Genomic DNA, 19,812 nt, shown 5'->3' on the forward strand with positions numbered 1-19,812 from the left:
TTACTACCAAATCCGCCTCATCAAATACTTCAGGTTTAATGGACTGTTGATGCTGATCGAATAGGCTGAAAACAAAGGGTATATATTAATCCGTCGACACTTGCTAGCAGGCTTGGTGATTGAGTTGCAGCGGCGCGCAACCAAGTGATACTGTCACGCCAAGTTTCCTAAAGGGGTGCTTGGTTTGGTAAGCAAAGGTTCCTTCGGACAGTGGCGGAGACGTGCGACGGCCGGTGTCGGAGGTATCGCCGCTATCGTGGCAAGTTGGGGAATCGGGCTGTTCGAGGTCAAGGAAAAGCCGCTTCCTCCGGACCTGCCTGCAGGCCAGGACATCGTTGTGGGCGAGTGGTCGTTGCGCTTCGACCGCGTAAGCCTGAGCGACCACCTTCCGAATGGAGACGTCATTGCCCGGCTCGGTCGCAAGGCGATCGTGCTGGACGTGCAGGCGACCAATCGGACCGCTCGCACCAGCAGTTCGTTTCTGCAGGCGATCAAGCTAGCGACGCCGGTCCCGGGCGTCGATGCACGGCCGACGGCCTATCTGCTGCGCGATCGCGCAACGACCACCGAATTGCAGCCAGGGTTGCCGGAACAGATCGCCTTGGTCTGGACGTACCCCGCGGCAGAACACGCGACTGCACGGGTGCGTTTTAACGTCGCGGCCAAGAATTTCAAGCCATTCGACAACCTCTACGCGCAGCCGATCTGGACCGCTCAGCATCCCGTCGGGGTGATCGAACTGCCCCTGGCTGCTTCGCTGCCCGATGCGCCCGCAGGTGATTTGTGAAGCGGCTTGCGGGAGTCGCCATCCTTCTGATCGGCTTAGTAGCCCTCGCGGGAATGCGCTGGACCATTCCGCGTTACGACAATATCACCGGCCCGATCGCTTTTCCCGGGAAGCCCGGCGAATGGGTGAACGCCGACAATCTCGTAGTTGCGGCCGGGCCTGCTCGTGTTGCCCGGGCGATCCGCTTCAACGCCATGGGGAAGACGCAATTGCGAACCAGTGGTGGCTTGTGGCTGGTGATCCCGGTGCGATCTCGGGTGGAGCGCGCGACCGCGCATGTATACGGCCGAACCTGGATGACCGCCGACGGTCGCCGCTATCGTGCAAGTGGCCGTGCTGAAGATGGATCTGCGGTGTTGTCGTTGGCCAAGACACTGCAGCCTGGCCTGGAACGCAAGGATCTGGTGGTGTTCGAACTGCCTAGTGAGCTTGCAGCGGCCGGCGGCACTCTGCTGCTGTCGGAACAAAGTGAGCCACGCCTAACGGCCGAAGTGCAGGTCCGCTATCCGGCCATGCCGGTCAGTTCAGCGACGGACCTGCTCGACCTGGATGCGTTGCATGCCAAGCTCTGAATCCGACCTCACGCAGCGCATCCACGAGCGGCGCACGCGCTGGCTTGCGATCGTTGCGTTGGTGTTCCTGGTACCTTGCACGGTCGTCGCGACCGGTTGGCGCGATCTGAGGGAAATTTTCCACGCACGCCAATTGCATCCGGTCGATGTCGCGCCGGCGCAAAATGCGGACTACGCCGGGGCCAGTGTGCGGCTTGTCGGCCTCGACCCTCTTCCACTAAAGGCCGGGCTCCAGGCTGACCGCACGTTTATCAGAACGCGCCTGCTTTTCCAATTGCGCGATCCGTATCTAGGGCGCCGATGGTTGGACTGCAGGCTGGAAATCGTCGACGCCGCAGGCCACTCCTGGGCGGCAATCGACACGGTGCCGGACCTGTTGCAACGCATGATGGCCAAGCCGGGGGAGCCGAAGGGTACCCGTTGCGGCAGCCTGGCCGTGTCCAATATCAAATCGGGACGTGAGGTCGTGGTCGACGCGTACTATCTGGTGCCGCGTCCGCTGCCGCCGGACCTGCGGGTGACGTTGAGTACCCGCGAAGGGCGTCCGGCCTATCTGCGCTTTGCGCTAGGGGGAGAGCGATGAAGGAGATGCGCATCGGAGCGCTGGCTCTCATTCTCGACACGCTCTGCCTCTGGTTCCGCTACCTGCCGCAGTTGCTGGCGCTGGCGCTGGCCGGGGCGTCTCTCCACGAAGTGCTGGTGCAGGGCGCGGTGTGGCTCGGCTATCACAACAGGCTTGCCGGCCTACTGTCATTGACCCTGGTCGTGCTCGTAAAGCTGGTCATCATCGTGTTGATGTTCGAGACGCTGCGCCCGGCATTGCCGGCGATCGTCAGTGCGTCGCGGACGGCAACGCCCGAACCGCAGGAACAGGAGCCCGACGCGGGTACGTTGGGCTGGCGACGGCTTCCGGTAATCGTCTCCCAGGCGCTGGTACCGTTCTTCGCCTACTACGCCGCCTGGGGATTTCTCGGAGATACGATCCGCGCTTACGCGCGTGAGGGACTGGGGCAGTACGATCCCTCGGACCCGGTGTACGGCGGCTTTCTGTTCGACGTGGCTGGTGGCTGGTGGCTGGTCGCTTCAGTCGCCTTGCTCTGGCTCATCCGGCGCGGCGCCAGGCGTCAGAATGCGCGTAGCGCGCATCCGGCATGGAACCTGCTCATCGTGCTGTGCGAAGCTGGCTGGACATTCGTCGGCATGTACGTGATCACCGAATGGCGGGGCGGCGTGTTCCGCTGGCTCGCCAGCCTGCGTATCGCCGATATCGTCAAGGAGCTGTGGCAGGCCATCAGCCATCCGATCGGGGTGGCGCAGGCGGCGATTCCAGGACCGGTGGAACAGACGTCGGTTGGGGTCGCCGAGACCTTAGTCGGTATCTTCTTTTCTGCCTTATTGCCGGTGGTCTGGCTGGCCTTAGCCGCACTGATCTACCGCTACGATGTGCATTCCGAGCTGAAAGCGCCGGGCGCATGGGCGGGCAAGGTCGATGGCGCAATCGGCCTGTGGGGCAAGCTGCCCGGATGGTTTCGAGATTTCACCGGGCATTTCTGGGCAGGTACGGTTTCGCGCTATCGCGCGGCGGCGAACAGTGTGCACCTGGCCGGTGCGACCGGTCTGGGAACGCTAGTCGCGATGATCGTGCTCTATCGTGGGTTGGATTGGGCTGCGGCATGGACTTGGATGGGCATCACCCGCCTGGTAGGGCCGCATCCGCAAGTAGTCTGGCAGGCGATCGCCGATCAGATCTCCATCATCCTGGGGGCGCCGAGCGACCCCGGCGACGGCATCCTCCCGCAGACGCTGAAGATCTGCCTGCTCGCTGCGACGCTGGAACGCACCTTCCATGGCGGGCGCGCTTGGCGCGCGTTGAAGTAGTCCAGCGCCTTGAGCCGTCTTTTCGGCCGAGACTGGCCGAAAGCGCGTCGTGGCGTCGACACATGCTGCGACATGCGACGGCCGCGACGCAGCGCGTACATCAGGGGACGTCAATGCCAGGGCTGTGTAGCTATAGGACACAGTCCGGGTCGGTAAGCATGACCATCGTTGACACGGACCCAACCCGATGCATGTGAGGGTATTCACCTGTTCAGGAAGTCTTTATCAACAGGTCCTTAAGCCACCTGAGTCGCAAACCTTCCCACGGCGTCAACTACACGTTTTGCGCCATCCTGAATCTCAACTATTACGCAGCCTGCCTGTGTGGCAAGTTCAAGACCCTGCTCTGCTTGGATCTTAGTGTTCGCCATCTCAGTTACGGTTTCACCTACCAGCTTCTGGTTCTGCAAGACAACTGATGCGATTTCGTCAGTAGCAGTACTAGTACGCCCAGCCAATTGTCTTACCTCATCAGCAACAACAGCAAAACCCCTACCCTGCTCACCTGCTCGAGCAGCTTCGATTGCAGCATTCAGGGCCAATAAGTTAGTTTGCCGAGCAATGCTACTGATAGTCTCAATGATCGAACTTATCAATAATGACTGCTTTCCGAGTGCCTGCACACCTTCAGAAGCAGCATGCATATCAATGGAGACTTTGCGCATAGTGTGCATAGTCTCGTTAACTACGACCGCGCCACGCTGAGCAATAACATCGGTCTGCTGGGAAATCTCAAATGCAATTTGGGCTGCTTCACTGACTTCTCGCTCGCGAGCAACCTGATCGGTTACAAGCGTCGCAAACTTAACTACCTTATGGAGTGTCCCGTCGATGTCATACAACGGATTGTACGTCGCCTCCAACCACAGGGTGTGACCGCGACTGTCAATACGCTCGTATCTACCGGCAAAAAAATCACCCTCGTTGAGACGTAACCAAAAATCTTTGTATTGCTGGGATAACGTCTCCTCTGACTTACAAAATATACGGTGATGTCGGCCTTGTATTTGGTCTAGATTGTAACCCATTGCCTTTAAAAACTGGTCATTTGCCGTGAGTATATTACCGGAAAGGTCAAACTCAATGACTGCCGTCGACCGAAGCAATGCATCAACGAGGGACGCATTTACTGAAGCCTTTTCTACCCGGGGGGTAACGTTCGCTGCATAGCAATTGATATGACTTAACCTGCCGGTAAAATCTGTTATCGCGCACCAATGCGCAAAAAGCCAAACAAAAGAGCCATCCGCATGCAGATATCTATAATCGTCAGCTACAGACTTACCTGCAGTGACTGCAGCTCTAAATTTTTGAAAACATGGAGGCTCGGATGCGAAAAGGGGGACAATATCAACTATAGCACGACCTACCAGCTGATCCTGAGAATAACCCAAAGCCTCTGCAAAGTTCTGGTCGCACTCGATGATTTTAAACGTCGAATCGAAACACAATGTTAGCATTCCACGGCTTAGCCCATCGCGAAGTTGACGCAACTCCGACAGCTCTACTGCTTGGGAATTAAGCTGATTTTTGATTTTTCTATTAAACATGGAAAAGCCTCTTGTATATCCATCAAAAAACGCCCGCGCCAACATAAGTCCCGCTCCACCTTCGTATACTTATATGAAGAGTTCTGCGGGCACTGGCCGCCCTAGCAAGTATCCCTGCAGTGAGTCGCAACCTAAATGGATCAGCAGCTGGCGCTGCTGTTCATTCTCAACGCCTTCCGCGACGATACGGAGCCCCATTTTTTTTCCCAAAGTAATAATAGCCGAAACAATCGCTTCGTCTTCGCTACCCGCTTTTAGGTCACGGACAAACCCTCGATCAATTTTCAGCTCATTGACAGGCAATCGTTTGAGATACATTAAGCTAGAATAGCCGGTGCCAAAATCATCAATCGATAGATCCACTCCCATGTCAGCAAGGCGCCTCATTAGTAGAAGGCTTTCCTCTGCGTCGCGCATCGCGATAGTTTCCGTAACTTCCAAAGTCAGGCTACTTGCATGCAAAGCATGGCTTGCCAAAGCTTCTGTCACTGTGGCTACCAACTCCTTATGACCGAACTGCACGGCAGACAAATTCACTGCAATTCTCCAGTTTTTATATCCTTGATCTAGCCATTCTCGCATCTGCCGGCACGCTTCAAACAACACCCAATTACCGATGGGAATTATTAAGTTGGTTTTTTCCGCGAGACCGATAAATTGGCTGGGTAACAGCAATCCGCTTACTGGGTGCTGCCAACGAAGAAGAGCCTCTGCACCGATTAGCTCGCCGCTTTGAGCATCAAACTTTGGCTGGTAATACAAACGTAATTGTTTCCGATCAACAGCCACTCGCAGATCTTGGAGCATCTGTAACTGGTGGCGAGCTTTACTTTTCATCGGGCTATCAAAAATACAATATCCGTTTTTTCCTAACTCTTTGGCGTGATACATAGCCGCATCAGCATTACTTAACAATTCGTGTTGATCCAGCCCGTGATCAGGACAGAATGCGACCCCCATGCTAGCGGATATTTGCAGACAATAATCATCGACTAGAAACGATTTGGATAATAACCTAATTTGCTTATCGGCCACTCGAGAGACATTGCTAGGTTCCTGTAAGTCTATCAGCAGAACAAACTCATCTCCTCCTATCCGAGCCAGTGTTTCTTGCTCGTGCAGATGCCCGCGTAACCGCGACGCCACCTCCTTAAGAAGTTTATCTCCTACATCATGGCCAAACGCATCGTTTATTGCCTTAAAGCCGTCAAGATCAATAAAAATCAAAGCAAAACAACCGCCTTTCTCCTTGACCTTAAGAATAGATTTTTCAATTCGGCTATAGAGCAGCGTGCGATTAGGCAAATGGGTCAATTTATCGTGCAGTGCCTGATGAGTCAGTTCCTGATTGGCCAGGAGTAGCGCGTCAGACATTTCAGCTGTTCGTATTTGGAAGCGATAATCCTGTAATGATAATAGCAGCGCACCTATCAGCACCAGCAGCGAGGTAATTACTACCACTTTATACAATTGCCCTCCTGAAACCCCCGAACTTAGCGCGTTGCAATAGCTACCTTCTGGGAAGTTAGCCGCAGCCATACCGATGTAGTGCATGCCGACAATAGCTATTCCAATTAATACTGCTGCCGCACAACGATTTCGTCGTACATGGGGCGTGTTTTTTCGTAGGCGAATCGCTATCCACAACCCCATAGCCGAAGCGCCGACCGCCACTGCCACAGATGCACCTAAAAGCGTAGGGGAGTAATCTATCCCAGGCAGCATCAGCAGCGCGGCCATGCCGATATAGTGCATACTGGCAATGCCAACCCCCATGAATAATGCTCCGAGCCCCAGCTGTATACACCCTATCCGAGGCTGGCTAACTAACCATAATGCAAAGCCCGAAGACACTACCGCAATTAATAGTGATAGCGCAGTTAAGCTTAAGTCATAAGCCAATTTTATCGGTAGTTGGAAGGCGAGCATACCGATAAAATGCATGGACCAGATGCCAACCCCCATGGCCAGCGCGCCCCCAATCATCCAAAAGTAAACATCTCGACCTTTTGCTGTGGCTATGCGCCCTGTCATGTCAAGCGCCGTGTAAGAGGCTAGGATGGCCACACACAACGATATAAAAACCAAAAAATTAGAGTAGTGGCCAATCAACATAATCATTATCTACTAAGTACGGCACTGTCGGAATTCAACAAAGTTAACTTTAATGCATGATACAGCGCACCCAAACTTACAAGTAAGGAATTACGAATCGATCGTTTAAAACTGAATCATGATTGCACCTCGTACACCAATAGTGAGACCAACGGCCGACGCAGGTGCATTTTAAATAGCCTAGAGCTCACACATGAGCGCCCCATGCTTGCACTGATCTAAATTCAATTAGATCCAGAGGGCAGGTCTTGTGCGGAAGAAGGTTATGCAAATAAATTAGGTATGTAACATACTATTTAAGGTGGGGCTTGATATGAAAAGGGTATCAAATGATCGATTTGCGACTGATTCGCCAGTACGTTGCAGTAGCCGAAACCTTGAATTTTCGTAAGGCAGCGCTTCGCCTCAATATGTCTCAGCCGCCGTTAAGCTTGGCCATTCGGAGGTTGGAAGAAACACTCGGCGTTGAATTAATACACAGAAATCCGCGTGTTACGAAACTGACTGCCGCTGGTGAGGTATTTCTGGTGGAGTCACGAAGAACCCTCGAGCAAGCTGAGCACGCGTGTGAGGCCGCTCGCCGCAGTGCTGCTGGAGCGGTCGGGTCAGTCCGCCTCGGCTTCGTCGACAGCACCCTCAGCAGCTTTCTGCCTGCTTTACTACGCAGCTTTCAGAGCACCAACCCTGGGGTTGATATTCAATTGATGGAGGCTACCCCACCAGAGCAAATAGAGGGTTTGCGTAATGACCAACTGGACATTGGTATTCTAGCCTTGCCCGTCATGGATGCCGGTAACATTCGACTTGAGCCATTGATTGAGGATCAAATGGTCGCGGTGTTACCCGAAAGTCATCACCTTGCTAAATTAGGGAGCCTGAGTTTGACAGAACTTGCGGATGAGCCTTGGGTACTTTTCGCCCAACACCATAGCCCCGGCATGCACTCCCGCATAGTGCAGGCATGCGCAGAAGCGGGATTTATTCCGCATGTAGTACAGCATTCTCGGCAAATGCAGACCACGGCAGGTCTTGTGGCGGGAGAAATAGGCGTTGCGCTGATGCCACGGCTGTATGCGCAAAGTCAGCCAGGAAGGCTCGTATGCCGCGAAATTACAGGGCCAGGCACTCCTGTCCCTTATAGTCTATCTTTAGCTTATCGCGAACTTTCACCCTGTGCTCAAGCGCTGCGCGCGATGGCTCTCTTGCTGAGTCAAGAGTTGCGGAAAAGCGTAGTAATTGCATAAGTAATTGCCCGGTAAACAGGGCAAATCTGACAAAAGTATGACGCTCAAATATCCGTGCGGATTTCGATTTGCAGCCGGAGAGCACTAGAGATAAACGCTGCTGTGCATGATTTGACGCAAATCTGGTTGGCATTACCCCCCCCCCGGGAGGCTGACTACGAGACAGGGCCGAATCGTTTGAGCGGTTACCGGCACACGGTGCTTGTGAGAGCCCCATGGGCTCACATATTATGAGACTCATTCTTGTTTAGGAGTGAGCTCATCAGATGCCATCGGCCGACATTTCCCTGCATGACACTGCTAGCCGTCTTTATCAGTGCTGGAGGTACTAATGGGATTATTCGTCGGCAAGGAGCGCCCCCCATGCAGCGGTATAGAGTTGAAATAATATACCCTTTTTGTAAGAGAATGGATCCAATTTACCAAATTCATGACGACCAAGGGCCGATCCCTCAGTTGCGCTGGGACTATGAGCCCCTCGCTAAGGTTATATGTGATGATCTGAACGACGGGTTGGATCTATTGGCAGAGATCCAATACAAACTGAATGGTCAGCAACAATCGCTAGTTATTTCATCTCAATTTGCGGCTGCCGAAGATATCCTCTACTTTCTTGAAAGCCAAAAGCTCTGCGAGTACCATCGGGCGCATTTAACAACCGAAGAAAAACGCTCAATTCTACTGAAGGAGGGGTACTCGGAAATTTCTATCAGTTGGCGCTCGCTACCACTATTTGAGTAGAAATCTCTACACGATGACTAGAAGATTCAGGACAACAGTGCCCCAAGCCTAAAAATTATCCCGTACCGTTCGTCGCTCCGATTAATTTAAAGACCAGCCAGTACGTTATATATTTATATTGAGCAGTATATGGAGAGGCCAATGAACATCAAACCGTTCGTTACTGAGTTAAGTCGGATCAACAATTACCACATGCTTGCAGAAATAATTTCAAACATAAAAGACCCTGCACTGGCCCATGATCCTCTTTTTGTGAGAGGCCTCGAAGAAGTCAGCAAGGCGCTATTTGAACATTGTGAGCAGATTCGCTTACTGGGCAATATACTCAATGATGCTCTCCCGCATTCCAATAGCTCTATCCTTCGCCTGGTTGATGTGGCACGCGGTAAATAACGTGAAGAGCAAAGCGATCAAAATTGCTGTCATAGGGCGCGGCCTGATTGGGTCGGCAGCGGCCCGTCATTTAAGCAAGATAGGTCACAAAGTTCTCCTTATCGGACCGCCTGAACCTACTAGCTATCCGGCTCACGGAGGCGTTTTTGGTAGTCATTATGACGAGGGCCGCATCACGCGAAGATTGGAGTTGCACCCTTACTGGATGCAAATGAACCAGGCGTCGATATCACGTTACGGCGAAATTGCTGCAGAGAGCGGCATTGACTTCTACCAGGAAGTTGGTGTTCTTCATATCGGAGCCTTCGATAGCCCCGATGTAGCGCTCATCGAAGGGATCGCTCACGCTGCCGGCGTGCCGTACGAATCACTTGAAGACGGGTCCCTGGCTGGGCGATTTCCTTTCTTGGGAACAGTAAAGCATATGCGCGGTGTTTTTGAATCATCAGATGCTGGCTATATCAGTCCGCGACGCCTCGTTCAGGCACAGACAATAGCTGCTCAGCGTGCTGGTGCACGCTTCGTCAACGAGCCAGCCTTGAGTATTTCGGAATGTAGGTCTGGTGTTACGATCAAAACAAAGTCAGGAAGCGTCACGGTCGATCGAGTTCTTGTGACAACGGGCGGTCATACACCTTCGCTGCTTGGCAAGACTTTCGGATTCAAGGTCCTTGCACGTACCGCAGCGATGTTTCGCTTGGGGGAATCGGAGGCTCGACGCCTGGCAGGCATGCCGTCAATACGTTATTTCGGGCCCAGGGGAATGTCTCAATATATCCTGCCGCCGATTGCCTATCCCGACGGTCACGTTTGGCTGAAGCTCGGAGGCGATCCGGTAGATGTTGAACTTGAAGACGAGGTCAGCATCAAGGAATGGTTTCGGTCTGGCGGCTCACCCAGCGTGGCCGATTATTTGCAGGGACAAATCCTTGACCTTATTTATAATCTGCGATTCGAGGCAAGACGCGTCATACCCTGTATGACCACCTTCAGCGATTCGGGCTTGCCGCAGATAGGTCTGATTTCAAATCGTGTCGCGGTGGCTTTTGGTTGTCAGGGTAAGAGCGCCAAATGTTCAGATGAGATGGGCCGCCTAGGCGGGATGGCGTTACTCGGCGAGACGAAACTATAGCTGGATTGGTCTAATGCTTTAGGAAATTGCAATTGGCCTTGATGGTGGCGCATAGCTCAATGGCGTTTCCCCCACCTCAAACTTACCAGCTACCATTCCGGGTACGCTCCATAAAGTTCGAGATTACTTGGCAGACATAGGCTGCGCTCACGGCCCGGATTTAGCTTGTATAGCATGAATAATGTCGATAGATGCTGTATTGTTAGCCTGCTCACAACCTCGGGGGTGGACATCCACGATCACCAACGTGTCATCCCTAGGTTGTGAGCACACTCTTTATCGCTTTATTTTTTCGAATCTTTCTAAATCGGATAGCGACCATTTCGTTAATAGCAGTGAACCCTAGGAAAACGAGGTTTCACTGCAGATGCGAGAGATAGCCTTGGCCATGGATTGGCAACTTTCGAGCTCACCTGGCGCGGAGAAGTTCTCAAAACGGCTCATGGAAGATCCGGAGTGCGCGCGCCAGGCGGGCACCTATGTTTTTGTGTGATCATGATTAGCTATTTACCTCTCGAAAAATCTCTCTTGCAGTGGTCAGCCAGATTGATGGTATCGGTCGAGTCAAAGAATATCCTTCAGCTATGCCCCTGGATGTTGTCGCGACCGAGCTGCTTCAGCAAAAGCTTCAGCCTAAGCTGGTTGTAGTGGTCACTGATCCCGGACACGACGTTAAGTTTTTCCTCGGCCCGCGCTGGAGCCAACCCATCGTTGAATTGATGAGGCCTAATCTAGTTGTAGCCATGCATCGAAAAATGGCTGATATCGCGCTGTGCTTCCTGCGCAGTTCGATAGCCCACGGTCGGTATCCATTCTGTTTTCAAACTGCGAAATACGCGCTCCATCGGTGCGTTTTCCCAGCAGTTTCCTCGTCGACTCATGCTCTGGCGCATGCGGTATCGTCACAACCGCTGGCGAAAGAGTCGGCTTGCATATTGCGATCCCTGGTCCGAGTGGAATAGCAGATCCGAAGGCCTGCCACGCTGCTCGTAAGCCATATCCAACGCTCTGATCACCAGATCAGCTTCTGGCTTTTCCGACAGCGCCCAGCCCACGATCCGACGCGTACAAAGATCCAGGACGACAGCCAGGTAATGCCACTTTCCTTGCGCCCAAATGTAGGTGATATCGCCGCACCAGACTTGATTGGGCGCTGGCACATCGAACTCGCGGTTCAATGTGTTCGGGATATCCAGTCTTTCTACTGTTGCTCGTTTGTAGGCATGGGAGCCGGGTTGTTTGCTGACCAAATCAAGCTCGCGCATCAAGCTGCGCACTTTGAATCGACCGATCTGCTCACCGTCTTCACTCATCAGCGACAAAATGCTTCGACTGCCCGCAGCACTGCGACTTTGTGAGAACAGCTCACTGACACGACTACGCAATCGAAGCCGTTCAACATCGGGCGTGCGGCGCCGCAGGCGCTGGGCGTAGTAACACGAGCGAGTGACGTCAAACACCTTGCACAGCCAATCAACCGGTTCATGGGCGCTCAACTGGTCAATCAGCGCGAACGCTCGTGGTCTTCCGACATCAAGAGCGCGGTAGCCTTTTTTAATATGGATTTCTCTCGCTCAAGCCGAGCAATCCGAGCTTCCAGCTCCTGAGTTTTTTGCTGTTCAGGAGTCAGTGCTTTGTTCTGCGGGGTGACGCCTTTATGTTCTTTCTGAATCTGGTCAACCTAGCGGCGCAATGCTGACTCATCAATGCCGAGTGAACGGCTGGCTTCGATGTAGCTGTAGTTTTGCTTGAGCACAAGGTCGGCAGCCTCGCGCTTGAATTCAGGAGTAAAGGAGCGGCGTTGTTTGGTTATCTGACACCTCGATCTGGCGAGCATTCTCGCCTAAATGGGTATCCGGTTTCATTAGACCACTACAAAGGAGTAGCGACCGCGTTGCGAATAACGCCGCTTATGTTCAATGCCCCCCAAATCAAGGCCCGCTCCGGCTGGCTTTTTTGTGCCCGATGGAAACCAGACTCCGGCAGGCTGGTCTACCATTACCGCTGCGCTTGATCTGGGCGTGCTTGCTAAGGAAGAGAGACGTGTCGCTACCCATCAACGCGCGGCAGATGAATGCGCTAAAGGCGCTTCAGCGGGAGGACCCGGACCTGGGTGAATTGGCCATTGCCATCGCGCAGGCGTTCGATGCCACAAGGGTCGAGAACCCTGAGCTGGCAGCCTTGATCCTGGACAAGACCTGCCGGCGCATGGTCGCTCAGGAACCCGGCAGTCAAGAAGCGATGATTCGGCACTTGGTGACATTCGGTAAGTTGAATTGCCTGACGCCCGCGCAGGTCAACGACTTCACTGAGCGAGTCAGGAGGCACGGATAACCGTGCACAACGGAATTCAAGAAGAAGACTGCGCGTCCTGATGGAGGGCGGCGCTGTACGTGATACGCTGGTCAGCCGCCATGAGAATAAGTGGACGCCGGCTAACCGAGATGCTCTTCATAAGTCTGCTTTCGGCTGAGCATCGACATAGCGCTGCATAATAGAAAGCACCATTGAGTTCAACGCTAGGACCTTCATCCCTCGCGTCACCGCCACGTATAGCAAATTCAACTCGTCATATTTACGACCTTGGTCAATATCGGGTGAAAGCGGATCAGCGCTAAAGTCGCCATACAGGCTGACAAAGTCCCATTCCAGCCCCTTGGACTTGTGCCCAGTCGTGAGTGTCACGGTGGCGTCTAGCTCGTTATCTACCGAGCGGGAACGTAAGGTTTGGATCCGCTGGGGCAGGTCCGGATAGGCTGTAATGATCTTGATCGATCGCAACATCTCCGTATCCTGGCTTACCTCGGCTATTTCCACGTACTGTGAAAAGTCTCGGTAATCTCTCAACAGCCGGCGGTTCTGCACCTCATGGTTACGGTTGCGGCTGAATAGGTATAAATCTTCCAGATCGCGTAGCGAGTAGCTGTCGATACCGCCGACCCAGAAAATCTTGGGGTTGCTTGCGACCAGCTGCAGGGCGTTCTCGATGACGCCGGTCACGGTACGATGGATAAACGTGCGATGCGGTAGCTCTTCTGGCAGAGCCCGTTTAACCAGGGTATTGCAACCTAACCCCTGCAGCTTTCGAGTCTCACCCTTATAAAAAAGAATGATGTTGGCCACATGCGCGACAGCAGGGCCGAAGCGAAAGCTTTGGGTCAGGTAGTGACGTTCGGCGTCGGCCATCCAGTCGCTGTTGAGCGCATCTTCTGCGCCGCGGAAACGATAGATCTGCTGGTGGGGATCGCCGACTGCCACCTTGCGGACCCGTTGTATTTTTACTATGTCGGCAATAACTGGGTTCACGTCTTGACCTTCGTCGAGCAGAATGGCGTTAAATCGTCCGCTCAGGTCGGGCTTGCTTAGCTGATACAGCTTCAAGTACGCGTCATGGGTGATCGACATTCCCGTGTCCTGCAGATCGATCATCCGGTTCCAGATGGTTTTAGCCACGTTTAAAGCATTGTTCCGGAAACGTTCCTGGGCACTTGTGAGCATTAGTTGCCCCTGGAACCTGGGAAAATGCACACGGCCCAACTCGCCATCGGCGCTGGCCATGAAGTTGTTAAGCGTGCTGAGGACATCCCGCACGAGCTCCCAGTCCTGGGTGTTGATGGCCCTTGCGATATCCGTCAGGCGTAAGTTATTGGTCTGCTTGGTGGCGTACTGACTGCCATAGACTGCATATGCGAGGCCATGCGCCGTCTTACACACCACGTTTCTGCGTGGAAAACGGCCCCTGGCAGCGAGCTCGACGGATTTGTTGTAGCAGAGGTAGAGCATTTTCACCGAGGCGTGTTGTGTGGCGTAGCCCACCAGTGTGGTGGTTTTGCCGGTACCGGCAAAAGCCTGAACCAGCAGCTTGTCAGCCGTGGAATGGATGATGGGCTGCTGTTCTTGAGTCCACTGCATGGGCAGCTCCTAAAGGTATTTTTTGAAGCTTGAGACGGTGATGTAAACGGACACACCCAACAGCACGGCGCAGGGCAACAGAATCAATAGGGGGCTGATGCTGATGGGAATGGCCAGGTAGACTGTCCAGGGCACGATGGTCAGCGGAATGATCGTCCCCCGAGCTTTGTGATACAGGTAACTTGACTCGCGGCCGGAGCCGAATTTTCGTAGATCACGCCGCACCAGACCATCGACCAAGCCAGTGAACGCAGCCAGAGCGAACAGTGGAATCGTCAACGTCAGAATGACCATTCGCACACAGAAGGTCAGGACTGTGTATAACGCGGCTAAGCCATAGTCCTGGAATTTGATCATCGCCCGACCGAGTTCGTAGCGAAGGTTTAAGGTTCCCGTTTTTTGTGGTGATGTTGAGCGAGCGTACTGTGTCAGTGCATTTATGTTGTCCTGCATGCCGGTTTTCACCATCAGCCAGTCATAGACCGTGTGTGCCAGCCAGGTTGCCGTACGCCCCGGTTCTTTGATGACAACGCTGTGCAGCAGATCCTGGGACAGCCAGCCCAGTTCGTGTAGGAACATCTGCTGTGCATGTTTCCAGCCGGCATCCGGCCAGAACGTGTACATGCACAGCCATTCAACGACGATGGCGCCGATTAAGGAGCCGAACATCACCCCCAAGAAATGAAAAGGGGTAGCGAACAGCATGCCCAGGAAGTTTTTTTGACCTTCCTGTTGTTGCTGGGCTTTTTCCGCGATATCGGCCATGGCTCTGTTCCTTCAAGCCTATGCGGCTTTTCCGTTATTGGCCATCTGGCGGAAGTCGTCTACCAAGTCATCAGGAAGCGACTCACTTAATGCGTCATATCCCGGCGCTTGCCACCAGTCGCTGCTGGTTCCGGATCCTTTACGCATGCCCTCAACCAAGGCCTGAAGATCCTTGGGCATCACTTCATCGGGATCGCTTGCCGGCAACGGCATACGAATCTTCCACAAATTCCCCCCCTCTATCAGGGCAAAGCACTGCCCCTTGGGCAGGGCAACCACATGCGCCGGTTCGATCATCGGTACGCTTACACTTTGGATCTGATCGTGGGTGTTAGAGGTGAATGCAGCGTTGCCGTTAATAGCGTCATTTGCACTGCTTGCGGGTGTACTGGTGAACACCTGGACCTTGGGCAACTGGTTGGTCAGCAGCTCGGCGGTTGCAGTCTCACGTACCCGTAGCATGAACAGGTTGTTGAAGTTACCGATGACTTGGCCAGCTTTAGCCCGGTTACCGATTTTTGCCTCAATATCGCTCATGGTTTGGGTGTAGGCCGTGACCTGCATGCCGGCACCGCCGCCTTTGTTGATCATCGGTATGAATTCATCGCCCATCAGTTCATTGAATTCGTCCGCATGCACGTTAATCGCTACCTTGCCCCCGGTGGCCCCGGGCAAGCCATCATCGATGCCAAACTTATAGATGTGGCCCGCAACTGACACCAGGTCGCTGAACATCGAGTTGCCCACCGCTGCGGCCACCTCTGTATCTGATAAAGCGTCCAGGCCGACATAGACCACGGCCCGTTTGCGGATGATCTGCATCCAGTCAAAGATCGGGCGTGGATCCTCAAGATCCATGTAATCGGGAGAAAGCAGCTCTGCAATCCGGCCGGTGGTAAGTTTTTCCAGCAATGGCAGAAGGCTGGCCACGATCTTGTCGAAATAGGTTTTGTCATAGCGTACGGCTGATCGCAGACCCTCCATCACTGGGTCGGCGATGCGTTGCTGAGTGAGGTACATGTCCAGGGCCACCACGCGTAGCGGTCGGTCCTTCATGGCGAAACTGAGGTTCTTACGATCGATCTTTCCTTCCAGCTCAACGATGGTTTGCCAGGCTTTGGGATCATTTTCAGCAAAGTGCTTCTGCGCATACTCGATGAACAGCGCGTCAATGTTTGTCACGTGCTTGAGGATCTGTTCATAGTCCGGCCGACGTCCCAGTGCCACGAGGGCGCGCGCGATGATGTTGACGAAACGCCAGGCGAATTCCCGGAATGCCGCGGAATTGCCTTCCCCCGAAAGTTGGCCGGCAATGCGGGTTGCAACCTCCGAGATCCGACCAAACCGGCCGACGGCGTTGTAGCGCGCGGAGTGATCGGGCCAGCCTAGGTGGAACACGTAGAACTCCTCCAATCGGTTTGCGCGCTTGCATTCGATGTACATTCTCTTCAGGAGGTCTGCATCGCCTTTAGGATCGAAGACAATCACCACTTCGCGGTCCAGGTTCATTTCTACATTGCGCTGGCTTCGATGAACGGGTTGCACACGACGCCCCATCCGAACGCGGCGCCGGGGGCTGCGGCGGGTACGTCTGATGTCTTGGGTGATAAACAACTCTGCCAGGCGGGTTTTTCCAACACGAGTAGTCCCCAGTACAAGGGAGTGTCCAACCCGCTCACCCAGTGGCAGGCTGACATCCGCTTCGTTCGGCTCTATACCGTGCAAGCGCGGTAGGCCCCCGACTGGAGGAAGTGGACGCGCCGGGTTAAATGGCACATCCCACGAGGTAGCCTTTGACAGCAATTTGAGTGGAAAGGGCGCGAACTCCAAACGCTCCTCAATTCTGCGAGCAAAGGTATAGATAGACGTGGGCTCGACATACTCGGCGTATTTTGGGAGGTAAGTCTCCATCAACCGCTGAGTATGTTTTTGGGTCCAGCGAAAGCCTTTACCGATGAATAGCCGCTCATTGCTGACCGGCATGTCTTTGCTGGTCATGGTGTAGTGGGGTAGGCGCCGAATATTGCGCCGGTAACGCAGCACCACCAATGCTTGTTTGAGGCGGAAGAACCCTAGACCCAGAAAGCCTGTACCGGCAACCATGCCGAATAAAGGCGTCAGAGCAACCGCCCAGGGCGCGAAAATACAGAGCAACGCCGCAGCGGCACATACGCAAACTATGTACAGCTCAACAGCAGGGCGTAGTAACGACTCAATGGTGTAGGAGGTGGCCATGGATCACTTCCTATGAGTGAAAGGGGACAGTGGCTCCACTGTTTCGAAATGGAAAACGACTGGCTTGCCTGTCTCAACGATCAGCCCATAGGACTTGGCCAGGCGGTATATGGGGTGGTAGCTGTTGAGGGAGTTGACGTGATCAGCAATGCGCTTTCGCCAGACCTCCAATGGCATCGCTGCCTTGCTCAAGTTACACGGCACGCACGCGGGCATCATGTTGCTGATGGTGTGGTTCTCCGGCAGCCCCAAAATGATGGCGCCGGTGTACTTGCCGTTCACCCTTTCAGGTTCTCGCCATACTGCTTCCTTGTGGTCCGCATGCCACCGGTCACCCAACAGCACACCGCAGTATGCGCAATGGCCCGCGAATTTAGCGTGAAGCTCGCAGCGTTGCTTCTTGGTCAGCTTCATGGGGCCGGGATCCTCCTTTGATGCGTGATGATGAATTGGCCAACTCTTGCCTCGCTTGCTCAACTGCCTCGGGCAGGCGTTCTTTCAGCCGCTGACATAGCTCCACCTCGTCACCAGGTACGCGAGCGATGACGGTGCCGCCATAGAGCTTGGCGACATAGGTAACTTGTTCAAAAAGCAACTGGCCTGCTCGTGGGTCATCCGGTTGCTTGATAACCAAGGTGATGTGCGTAAGAGAGGCCATACCCTGGTCACTGCTGGATCGTTGTGGCAGTGATCAACAGCGGGTAATGCTGGACTCCCAGGCGCTGTGCCAGGTCATTTGATGGTGCCGGGACCAACTGTAGATTTCCTGCCCATCGTTGGATTTCGGCAAACCGCTCGGCGCTGGCCACGTTAACCACAAGGCCAACTGCCTGCAGTTGCTGTAACTGATCGCGACGCTGTGATAACCACTTTCTGGAGCTTTCATCGTCGCCTACAAGAAACAATGGTTGCAGGCCTAGTGCATTGATTACCCGGCCCTGGACCTGCCCGGGTGTCAGTTGGTCAGAGCGCACTGGAAACGAGCCTTGCCCACGCACACCAATATTCTCTGACTGTGCTGACTGCTCGGTTGGTTCTGGAGTCAAGTCTTGGTAGTAGGGCAGAGCAGAAACCCCTCCTCGGTCTTCGACAACAATCAGCGAGGTGGCATGCACCGCCATGGGGGAGGCCAAACACAGCAAAACAGGCAGATGCAGCAATCTATTCATGGATTATTCGCCATTAGGTTGATACCGGTGACCCGGCTGAGGTGTTTGGCAAAAGCTCGTCGGTAGCGGGCAGCGGGTTCGCCTCCGGCAGGGCGGTGGTACCGGCCAGCAGCGGTGATCCAATTGCCTCCTTTGGCTTTTTGCTCAGCCAGGATCTGGGCTGTAACCGAGAGGTTTTTGTACGGATCCAGCCCTTCGCAGGGATAGCTATAACGGTGGCCGTTGGCACCGATGTTGGTTTGTCCAAGCCCGACGTCGACTCTATTTGGGCCTGCGGTCTGAAGGGCGACCATCAACGCTCTGCAAGCATCGCTGCGCGTCGCAAAGCGATATCCGGCGCCGGCAACATTCAACGTCCAGGGCCAGGGGACGATCTGGCCGCGAAGTCGAGTGCCACTCTCTTGCAGTGCAACGGAGTACAGCACCTCGGACGGAACGCCGGCAGGCAGTGCAATCAACTGATAGGCCGGTGGTGGAACCTCGGCACCGTTTGCAAATGCCGTGGTAAACAGTAGCCCCGCCGTTAAAGCCGCGCGAATTACAGACGCTGCCATTGTCCATTCACCTCGCGTACCACGGCCGGCAGCTCACCGCCGAGTCCAAGGCCAAGCCATCGACCTGCATCGTGATTCAGTGTGATTTGTCGGCTTCGCACGCTGGCCGGTTCGACTCCGGCCAAGATGGCCCAGCGGCGAATTATTTCGTCATCACCTTGACTGCCAACGAAATACAGATCAAAGGACTGTTTCTGGTTTTGTAAGTCTTTGACGCGGTCAATACATGCGTTGCAACTGTCTTGAACAAAAATGGCCAGTCGTCCAGTGCCTTTCACAGCACTTAACGCTCCCGAGCCAGGAGCAGATGAAGGGGTGGACGATAGTTGGATGACTTTTTCATTGGGGTAAAGACGTGCGAAGGCTTGGTCATAGGCCCTTTGGTACGCCAATTCCTTATCGATACGCTGTCGCTCGGCTCGCACCTGCAGCTCTGCATAGCGTCGGCGCTCCTCCTCCGACTTCGCTTCGATGCCAAGTGCTGTCAGAGGATCCAGGCCTGGCGAATAGATTCCGCGAGGGCCCTCCATCACAGTTTGAAAACGGGACCATTCTTGGGGGGTTAATCCCCACTCGCGGGCGAGTTCTGTCTGACTGGCTCCTTGAGAAGAGTTGTGAACTTCACTGTTCTGAGTGTTCGAGATCGACGTTGATTGCCCCGAAGCCGCATGACAGCCGTATGCAAACGCGAAGGTGGTCAAGCCTGCAATGAAACCCAAAATGTTCCTAGGCTTCATTGTTTTCGAGGAAGTGGTAGGGGAGTGC

General features: G+C 54.2%; 19 protein-coding genes and 1 pseudogene. 9 read left to right on the forward strand and 11 right to left on the reverse strand.

Annotated elements, in window-relative coordinates:
- Window positions 1–256 precede the first annotated feature (256 nt).
- The 4 genes from J1G33_RS00245 to J1G33_RS00260 are packed head-to-tail and all read left to right on the forward strand — an operon-like array spanning window position 257 to window position 3,237.
- Complete coding sequence (locus J1G33_RS00245) at window positions 257–787, forward strand: hypothetical protein (RefSeq protein ID WP_202883907.1); 531 nt, start codon at window positions 257–259, stop codon at window positions 785–787.
- A complete protein-coding gene (locus tag J1G33_RS00250; protein ID WP_223017518.1) occupies window positions 784–1,359 on the forward strand; it encodes a hypothetical protein in 576 nt (191 codons plus the stop codon). Before J1G33_RS00245 ends, J1G33_RS00250 begins: the two co-directional genes overlap by 4 nt.
- Complete coding sequence (locus J1G33_RS00255; protein WP_186526935.1) at window positions 1,346–1,942, forward strand: hypothetical protein; 597 nt, start codon at window positions 1,346–1,348, stop codon at window positions 1,940–1,942. Before J1G33_RS00250 ends, J1G33_RS00255 begins: the two co-directional genes overlap by 14 nt.
- Complete coding sequence (locus tag J1G33_RS00260) at window positions 1,939–3,237, forward strand: hypothetical protein (RefSeq protein WP_223017519.1); 1,299 nt, start codon at window positions 1,939–1,941, stop codon at window positions 3,235–3,237. The genes J1G33_RS00255 and J1G33_RS00260 overlap by 4 nt, the downstream gene beginning before the upstream one ends.
- Window positions 3,238–3,473: 236 nt before the next feature.
- On the opposite strand, the gene J1G33_RS00265 is transcribed toward J1G33_RS00260, so the two are convergent.
- Entirely contained in the window at window positions 3,474–4,787 is a 1,314-nt protein-coding gene (locus J1G33_RS00265) for a PAS domain-containing methyl-accepting chemotaxis protein (RefSeq protein WP_223017692.1), read from the reverse strand.
- 69 nt (window positions 4,788–4,856) lie between these two features.
- Entirely contained in the window at window positions 4,857–6,902 is a 2,046-nt protein-coding gene (locus J1G33_RS00270) for an EAL domain-containing protein (protein WP_223017520.1), read from the reverse strand.
- 329 nt (window positions 6,903–7,231) lie between these two features.
- Between J1G33_RS00270 and J1G33_RS00275 the strand changes: the two genes are divergently transcribed.
- From J1G33_RS00275 to J1G33_RS00290, 4 genes are all read left to right on the forward strand, one after another.
- Window positions 7,232–8,146 carry a LysR family transcriptional regulator gene (locus J1G33_RS00275; protein WP_223017521.1) on the forward strand — a complete coding sequence of 305 codons (915 nt, stop codon included), beginning with the start codon at window positions 7,232–7,234 and terminating at the stop codon, window positions 8,144–8,146.
- A 363-nt stretch (window positions 8,147–8,509) separates the two neighbouring features.
- A complete protein-coding gene (locus J1G33_RS00280; RefSeq protein WP_186526930.1) occupies window positions 8,510–8,887 on the forward strand; it encodes a hypothetical protein in 378 nt (125 codons plus the stop codon).
- A 141-nt stretch (window positions 8,888–9,028) separates the two neighbouring features.
- Window positions 9,029–9,280, forward strand: a complete 252-nt coding sequence (locus J1G33_RS00285; protein ID WP_223017522.1) for a hypothetical protein — start codon at window positions 9,029–9,031, stop codon at window positions 9,278–9,280.
- 1 nt (window position 9,281) lies between these two features.
- A complete protein-coding gene (locus tag J1G33_RS00290; RefSeq protein WP_223017523.1) occupies window positions 9,282–10,412 on the forward strand; it encodes an FAD-dependent oxidoreductase in 1,131 nt (376 codons plus the stop codon).
- 653 nt (window positions 10,413–11,065) lie between these two features.
- Here the strand turns inward: J1G33_RS00290 and J1G33_RS00295 are convergent.
- Window positions 11,066–12,225 (reverse strand): annotated as a pseudogene (locus tag J1G33_RS00295) (IS3 family transposase); the annotation flags it as partial.
- Window positions 12,226–12,455: 230 nt separating this feature from the next.
- Between J1G33_RS00295 and J1G33_RS00300 the strand changes: the two are divergent.
- Window positions 12,456–12,746, forward strand: a complete 291-nt coding sequence (locus tag J1G33_RS00300) for a hypothetical protein (RefSeq protein ID WP_223017524.1) — start codon at window positions 12,456–12,458, stop codon at window positions 12,744–12,746.
- A 117-nt stretch (window positions 12,747–12,863) separates the two neighbouring features.
- Here the strand turns inward: J1G33_RS00300 and J1G33_RS00305 are convergent, their stop codons facing one another.
- Genes J1G33_RS00305 through J1G33_RS00340 form a run of 8 tightly spaced genes read right to left on the reverse strand, consistent with a single transcriptional unit; the run spans window position 12,864 to window position 19,784 of the window.
- On the reverse strand, window positions 12,864–14,324 hold the full coding sequence (locus tag J1G33_RS00305) for a UvrD-helicase domain-containing protein (RefSeq protein WP_223017525.1): 1,461 nt from the start codon (window positions 14,322–14,324) through the stop codon (window positions 12,864–12,866).
- 9 nt (window positions 14,325–14,333) lie between these two features.
- Window positions 14,334–15,089: a TIGR03747 family integrating conjugative element membrane protein gene (locus tag J1G33_RS00310; RefSeq protein WP_223017526.1), complete on the reverse strand. Its 756-nt coding sequence runs from the start codon at window positions 15,087–15,089 to the stop codon at window positions 14,334–14,336.
- A gap of 18 nt (window positions 15,090–15,107) precedes the next feature.
- Window positions 15,108–17,324 (reverse strand): type IV conjugative transfer system coupling protein TraD, encoded by a 2,217-nt coding sequence (gene traD / locus J1G33_RS00315; RefSeq protein WP_223017527.1) that lies wholly within the window; start codon window positions 17,322–17,324, stop codon window positions 15,108–15,110.
- 3 nt (window positions 17,325–17,327) lie between these two features.
- Window positions 17,328–17,738 carry an HNH endonuclease gene (locus J1G33_RS00320; RefSeq protein ID WP_223017528.1) on the reverse strand — a complete coding sequence of 137 codons (411 nt, stop codon included), beginning with the start codon at window positions 17,736–17,738 and terminating at the stop codon, window positions 17,328–17,330.
- On the reverse strand, window positions 17,698–17,982 hold the full coding sequence (locus tag J1G33_RS00325) for a hypothetical protein (RefSeq protein ID WP_124376261.1): 285 nt from the start codon (window positions 17,980–17,982) through the stop codon (window positions 17,698–17,700). Before J1G33_RS00325 ends, J1G33_RS00320 begins: the two co-directional genes overlap by 41 nt.
- A 7-nt stretch (window positions 17,983–17,989) precedes the next feature.
- The gene (locus tag J1G33_RS00330; RefSeq protein ID WP_223017529.1) at window positions 17,990–18,493 is read right to left on the reverse strand and encodes an integrating conjugative element protein; all 504 of its coding nucleotides are present in this window, start codon (window positions 18,491–18,493) and stop codon (window positions 17,990–17,992) included.
- Complete coding sequence (locus J1G33_RS00335; protein ID WP_223017530.1) at window positions 18,490–19,047, reverse strand: lytic transglycosylase domain-containing protein; 558 nt, start codon at window positions 19,045–19,047, stop codon at window positions 18,490–18,492. The genes J1G33_RS00330 and J1G33_RS00335 overlap by 4 nt, the downstream gene beginning before the upstream one ends.
- Complete coding sequence (locus J1G33_RS00340) at window positions 19,032–19,784, reverse strand: TIGR03759 family integrating conjugative element protein (protein ID WP_223017693.1); 753 nt, start codon at window positions 19,782–19,784, stop codon at window positions 19,032–19,034. Before J1G33_RS00340 ends, J1G33_RS00335 begins: the two co-directional genes overlap by 16 nt.
- Window positions 19,785–19,812 lie beyond the last annotated feature (28 nt).

The organism is Pseudomonas sp. P867, assembly GCF_019891455.1.
Classification (GTDB): Bacteria; Pseudomonadota; Gammaproteobacteria; order Pseudomonadales; family Pseudomonadaceae; genus Aquipseudomonas; species Aquipseudomonas synxantha_A.

Coding starts and splice junctions, on each gene's coding strand:
- J1G33_RS00255 (WP_186526935.1), top strand. CDS start 1,346: ATGCCAAGCTCTGAATCCGACCTCACGCAGCGCATCCACGAGCGGCGC.
- J1G33_RS00260 (WP_223017519.1), top strand. CDS start 1,939: ATGAAGGAGATGCGCATCGGAGCGCTGGCTCTCATTCTCGACACGCTC.
- J1G33_RS00265 (WP_223017692.1), bottom strand. CDS start 4,787: ATGTTTAATAGAAAAATCAAAAATCAGCTTAATTCCCAAGCAGTAGAG.
- J1G33_RS00270 (WP_223017520.1), bottom strand. CDS start 6,902: ATGTTGATTGGCCACTACTCTAATTTTTTGGTTTTTATATCGTTGTGT.
- J1G33_RS00275 (WP_223017521.1), top strand. CDS start 7,232: ATGATCGATTTGCGACTGATTCGCCAGTACGTTGCAGTAGCCGAAACC.
- J1G33_RS00280 (WP_186526930.1), top strand. CDS start 8,510: ATGCAGCGGTATAGAGTTGAAATAATATACCCTTTTTGTAAGAGAATG.
- J1G33_RS00285 (WP_223017522.1), top strand. CDS start 9,029: ATGAACATCAAACCGTTCGTTACTGAGTTAAGTCGGATCAACAATTAC.
- J1G33_RS00305 (WP_223017525.1), bottom strand. CDS start 14,324: ATGCAGTGGACTCAAGAACAGCAGCCCATCATCCATTCCACGGCTGAC.
- J1G33_RS00310 (WP_223017526.1), bottom strand. CDS start 15,089: ATGGCCGATATCGCGGAAAAAGCCCAGCAACAACAGGAAGGTCAAAAA.
- traD (WP_223017527.1), bottom strand. CDS start 17,324: ATGGCCACCTCCTACACCATTGAGTCGTTACTACGCCCTGCTGTTGAG.
- J1G33_RS00320 (WP_223017528.1), bottom strand. CDS start 17,738: ATGAAGCTGACCAAGAAGCAACGCTGCGAGCTTCACGCTAAATTCGCG.
- J1G33_RS00325 (WP_124376261.1), bottom strand. CDS start 17,982: ATGGCCTCTCTTACGCACATCACCTTGGTTATCAAGCAACCGGATGAC.
- J1G33_RS00330 (WP_223017529.1), bottom strand. CDS start 18,493: ATGAATAGATTGCTGCATCTGCCTGTTTTGCTGTGTTTGGCCTCCCCC.
- J1G33_RS00335 (WP_223017530.1), bottom strand. CDS start 19,047: ATGGCAGCGTCTGTAATTCGCGCGGCTTTAACGGCGGGGCTACTGTTT.
- J1G33_RS00340 (WP_223017693.1), bottom strand. CDS start 19,784: ATGAAGCCTAGGAACATTTTGGGTTTCATTGCAGGCTTGACCACCTTC.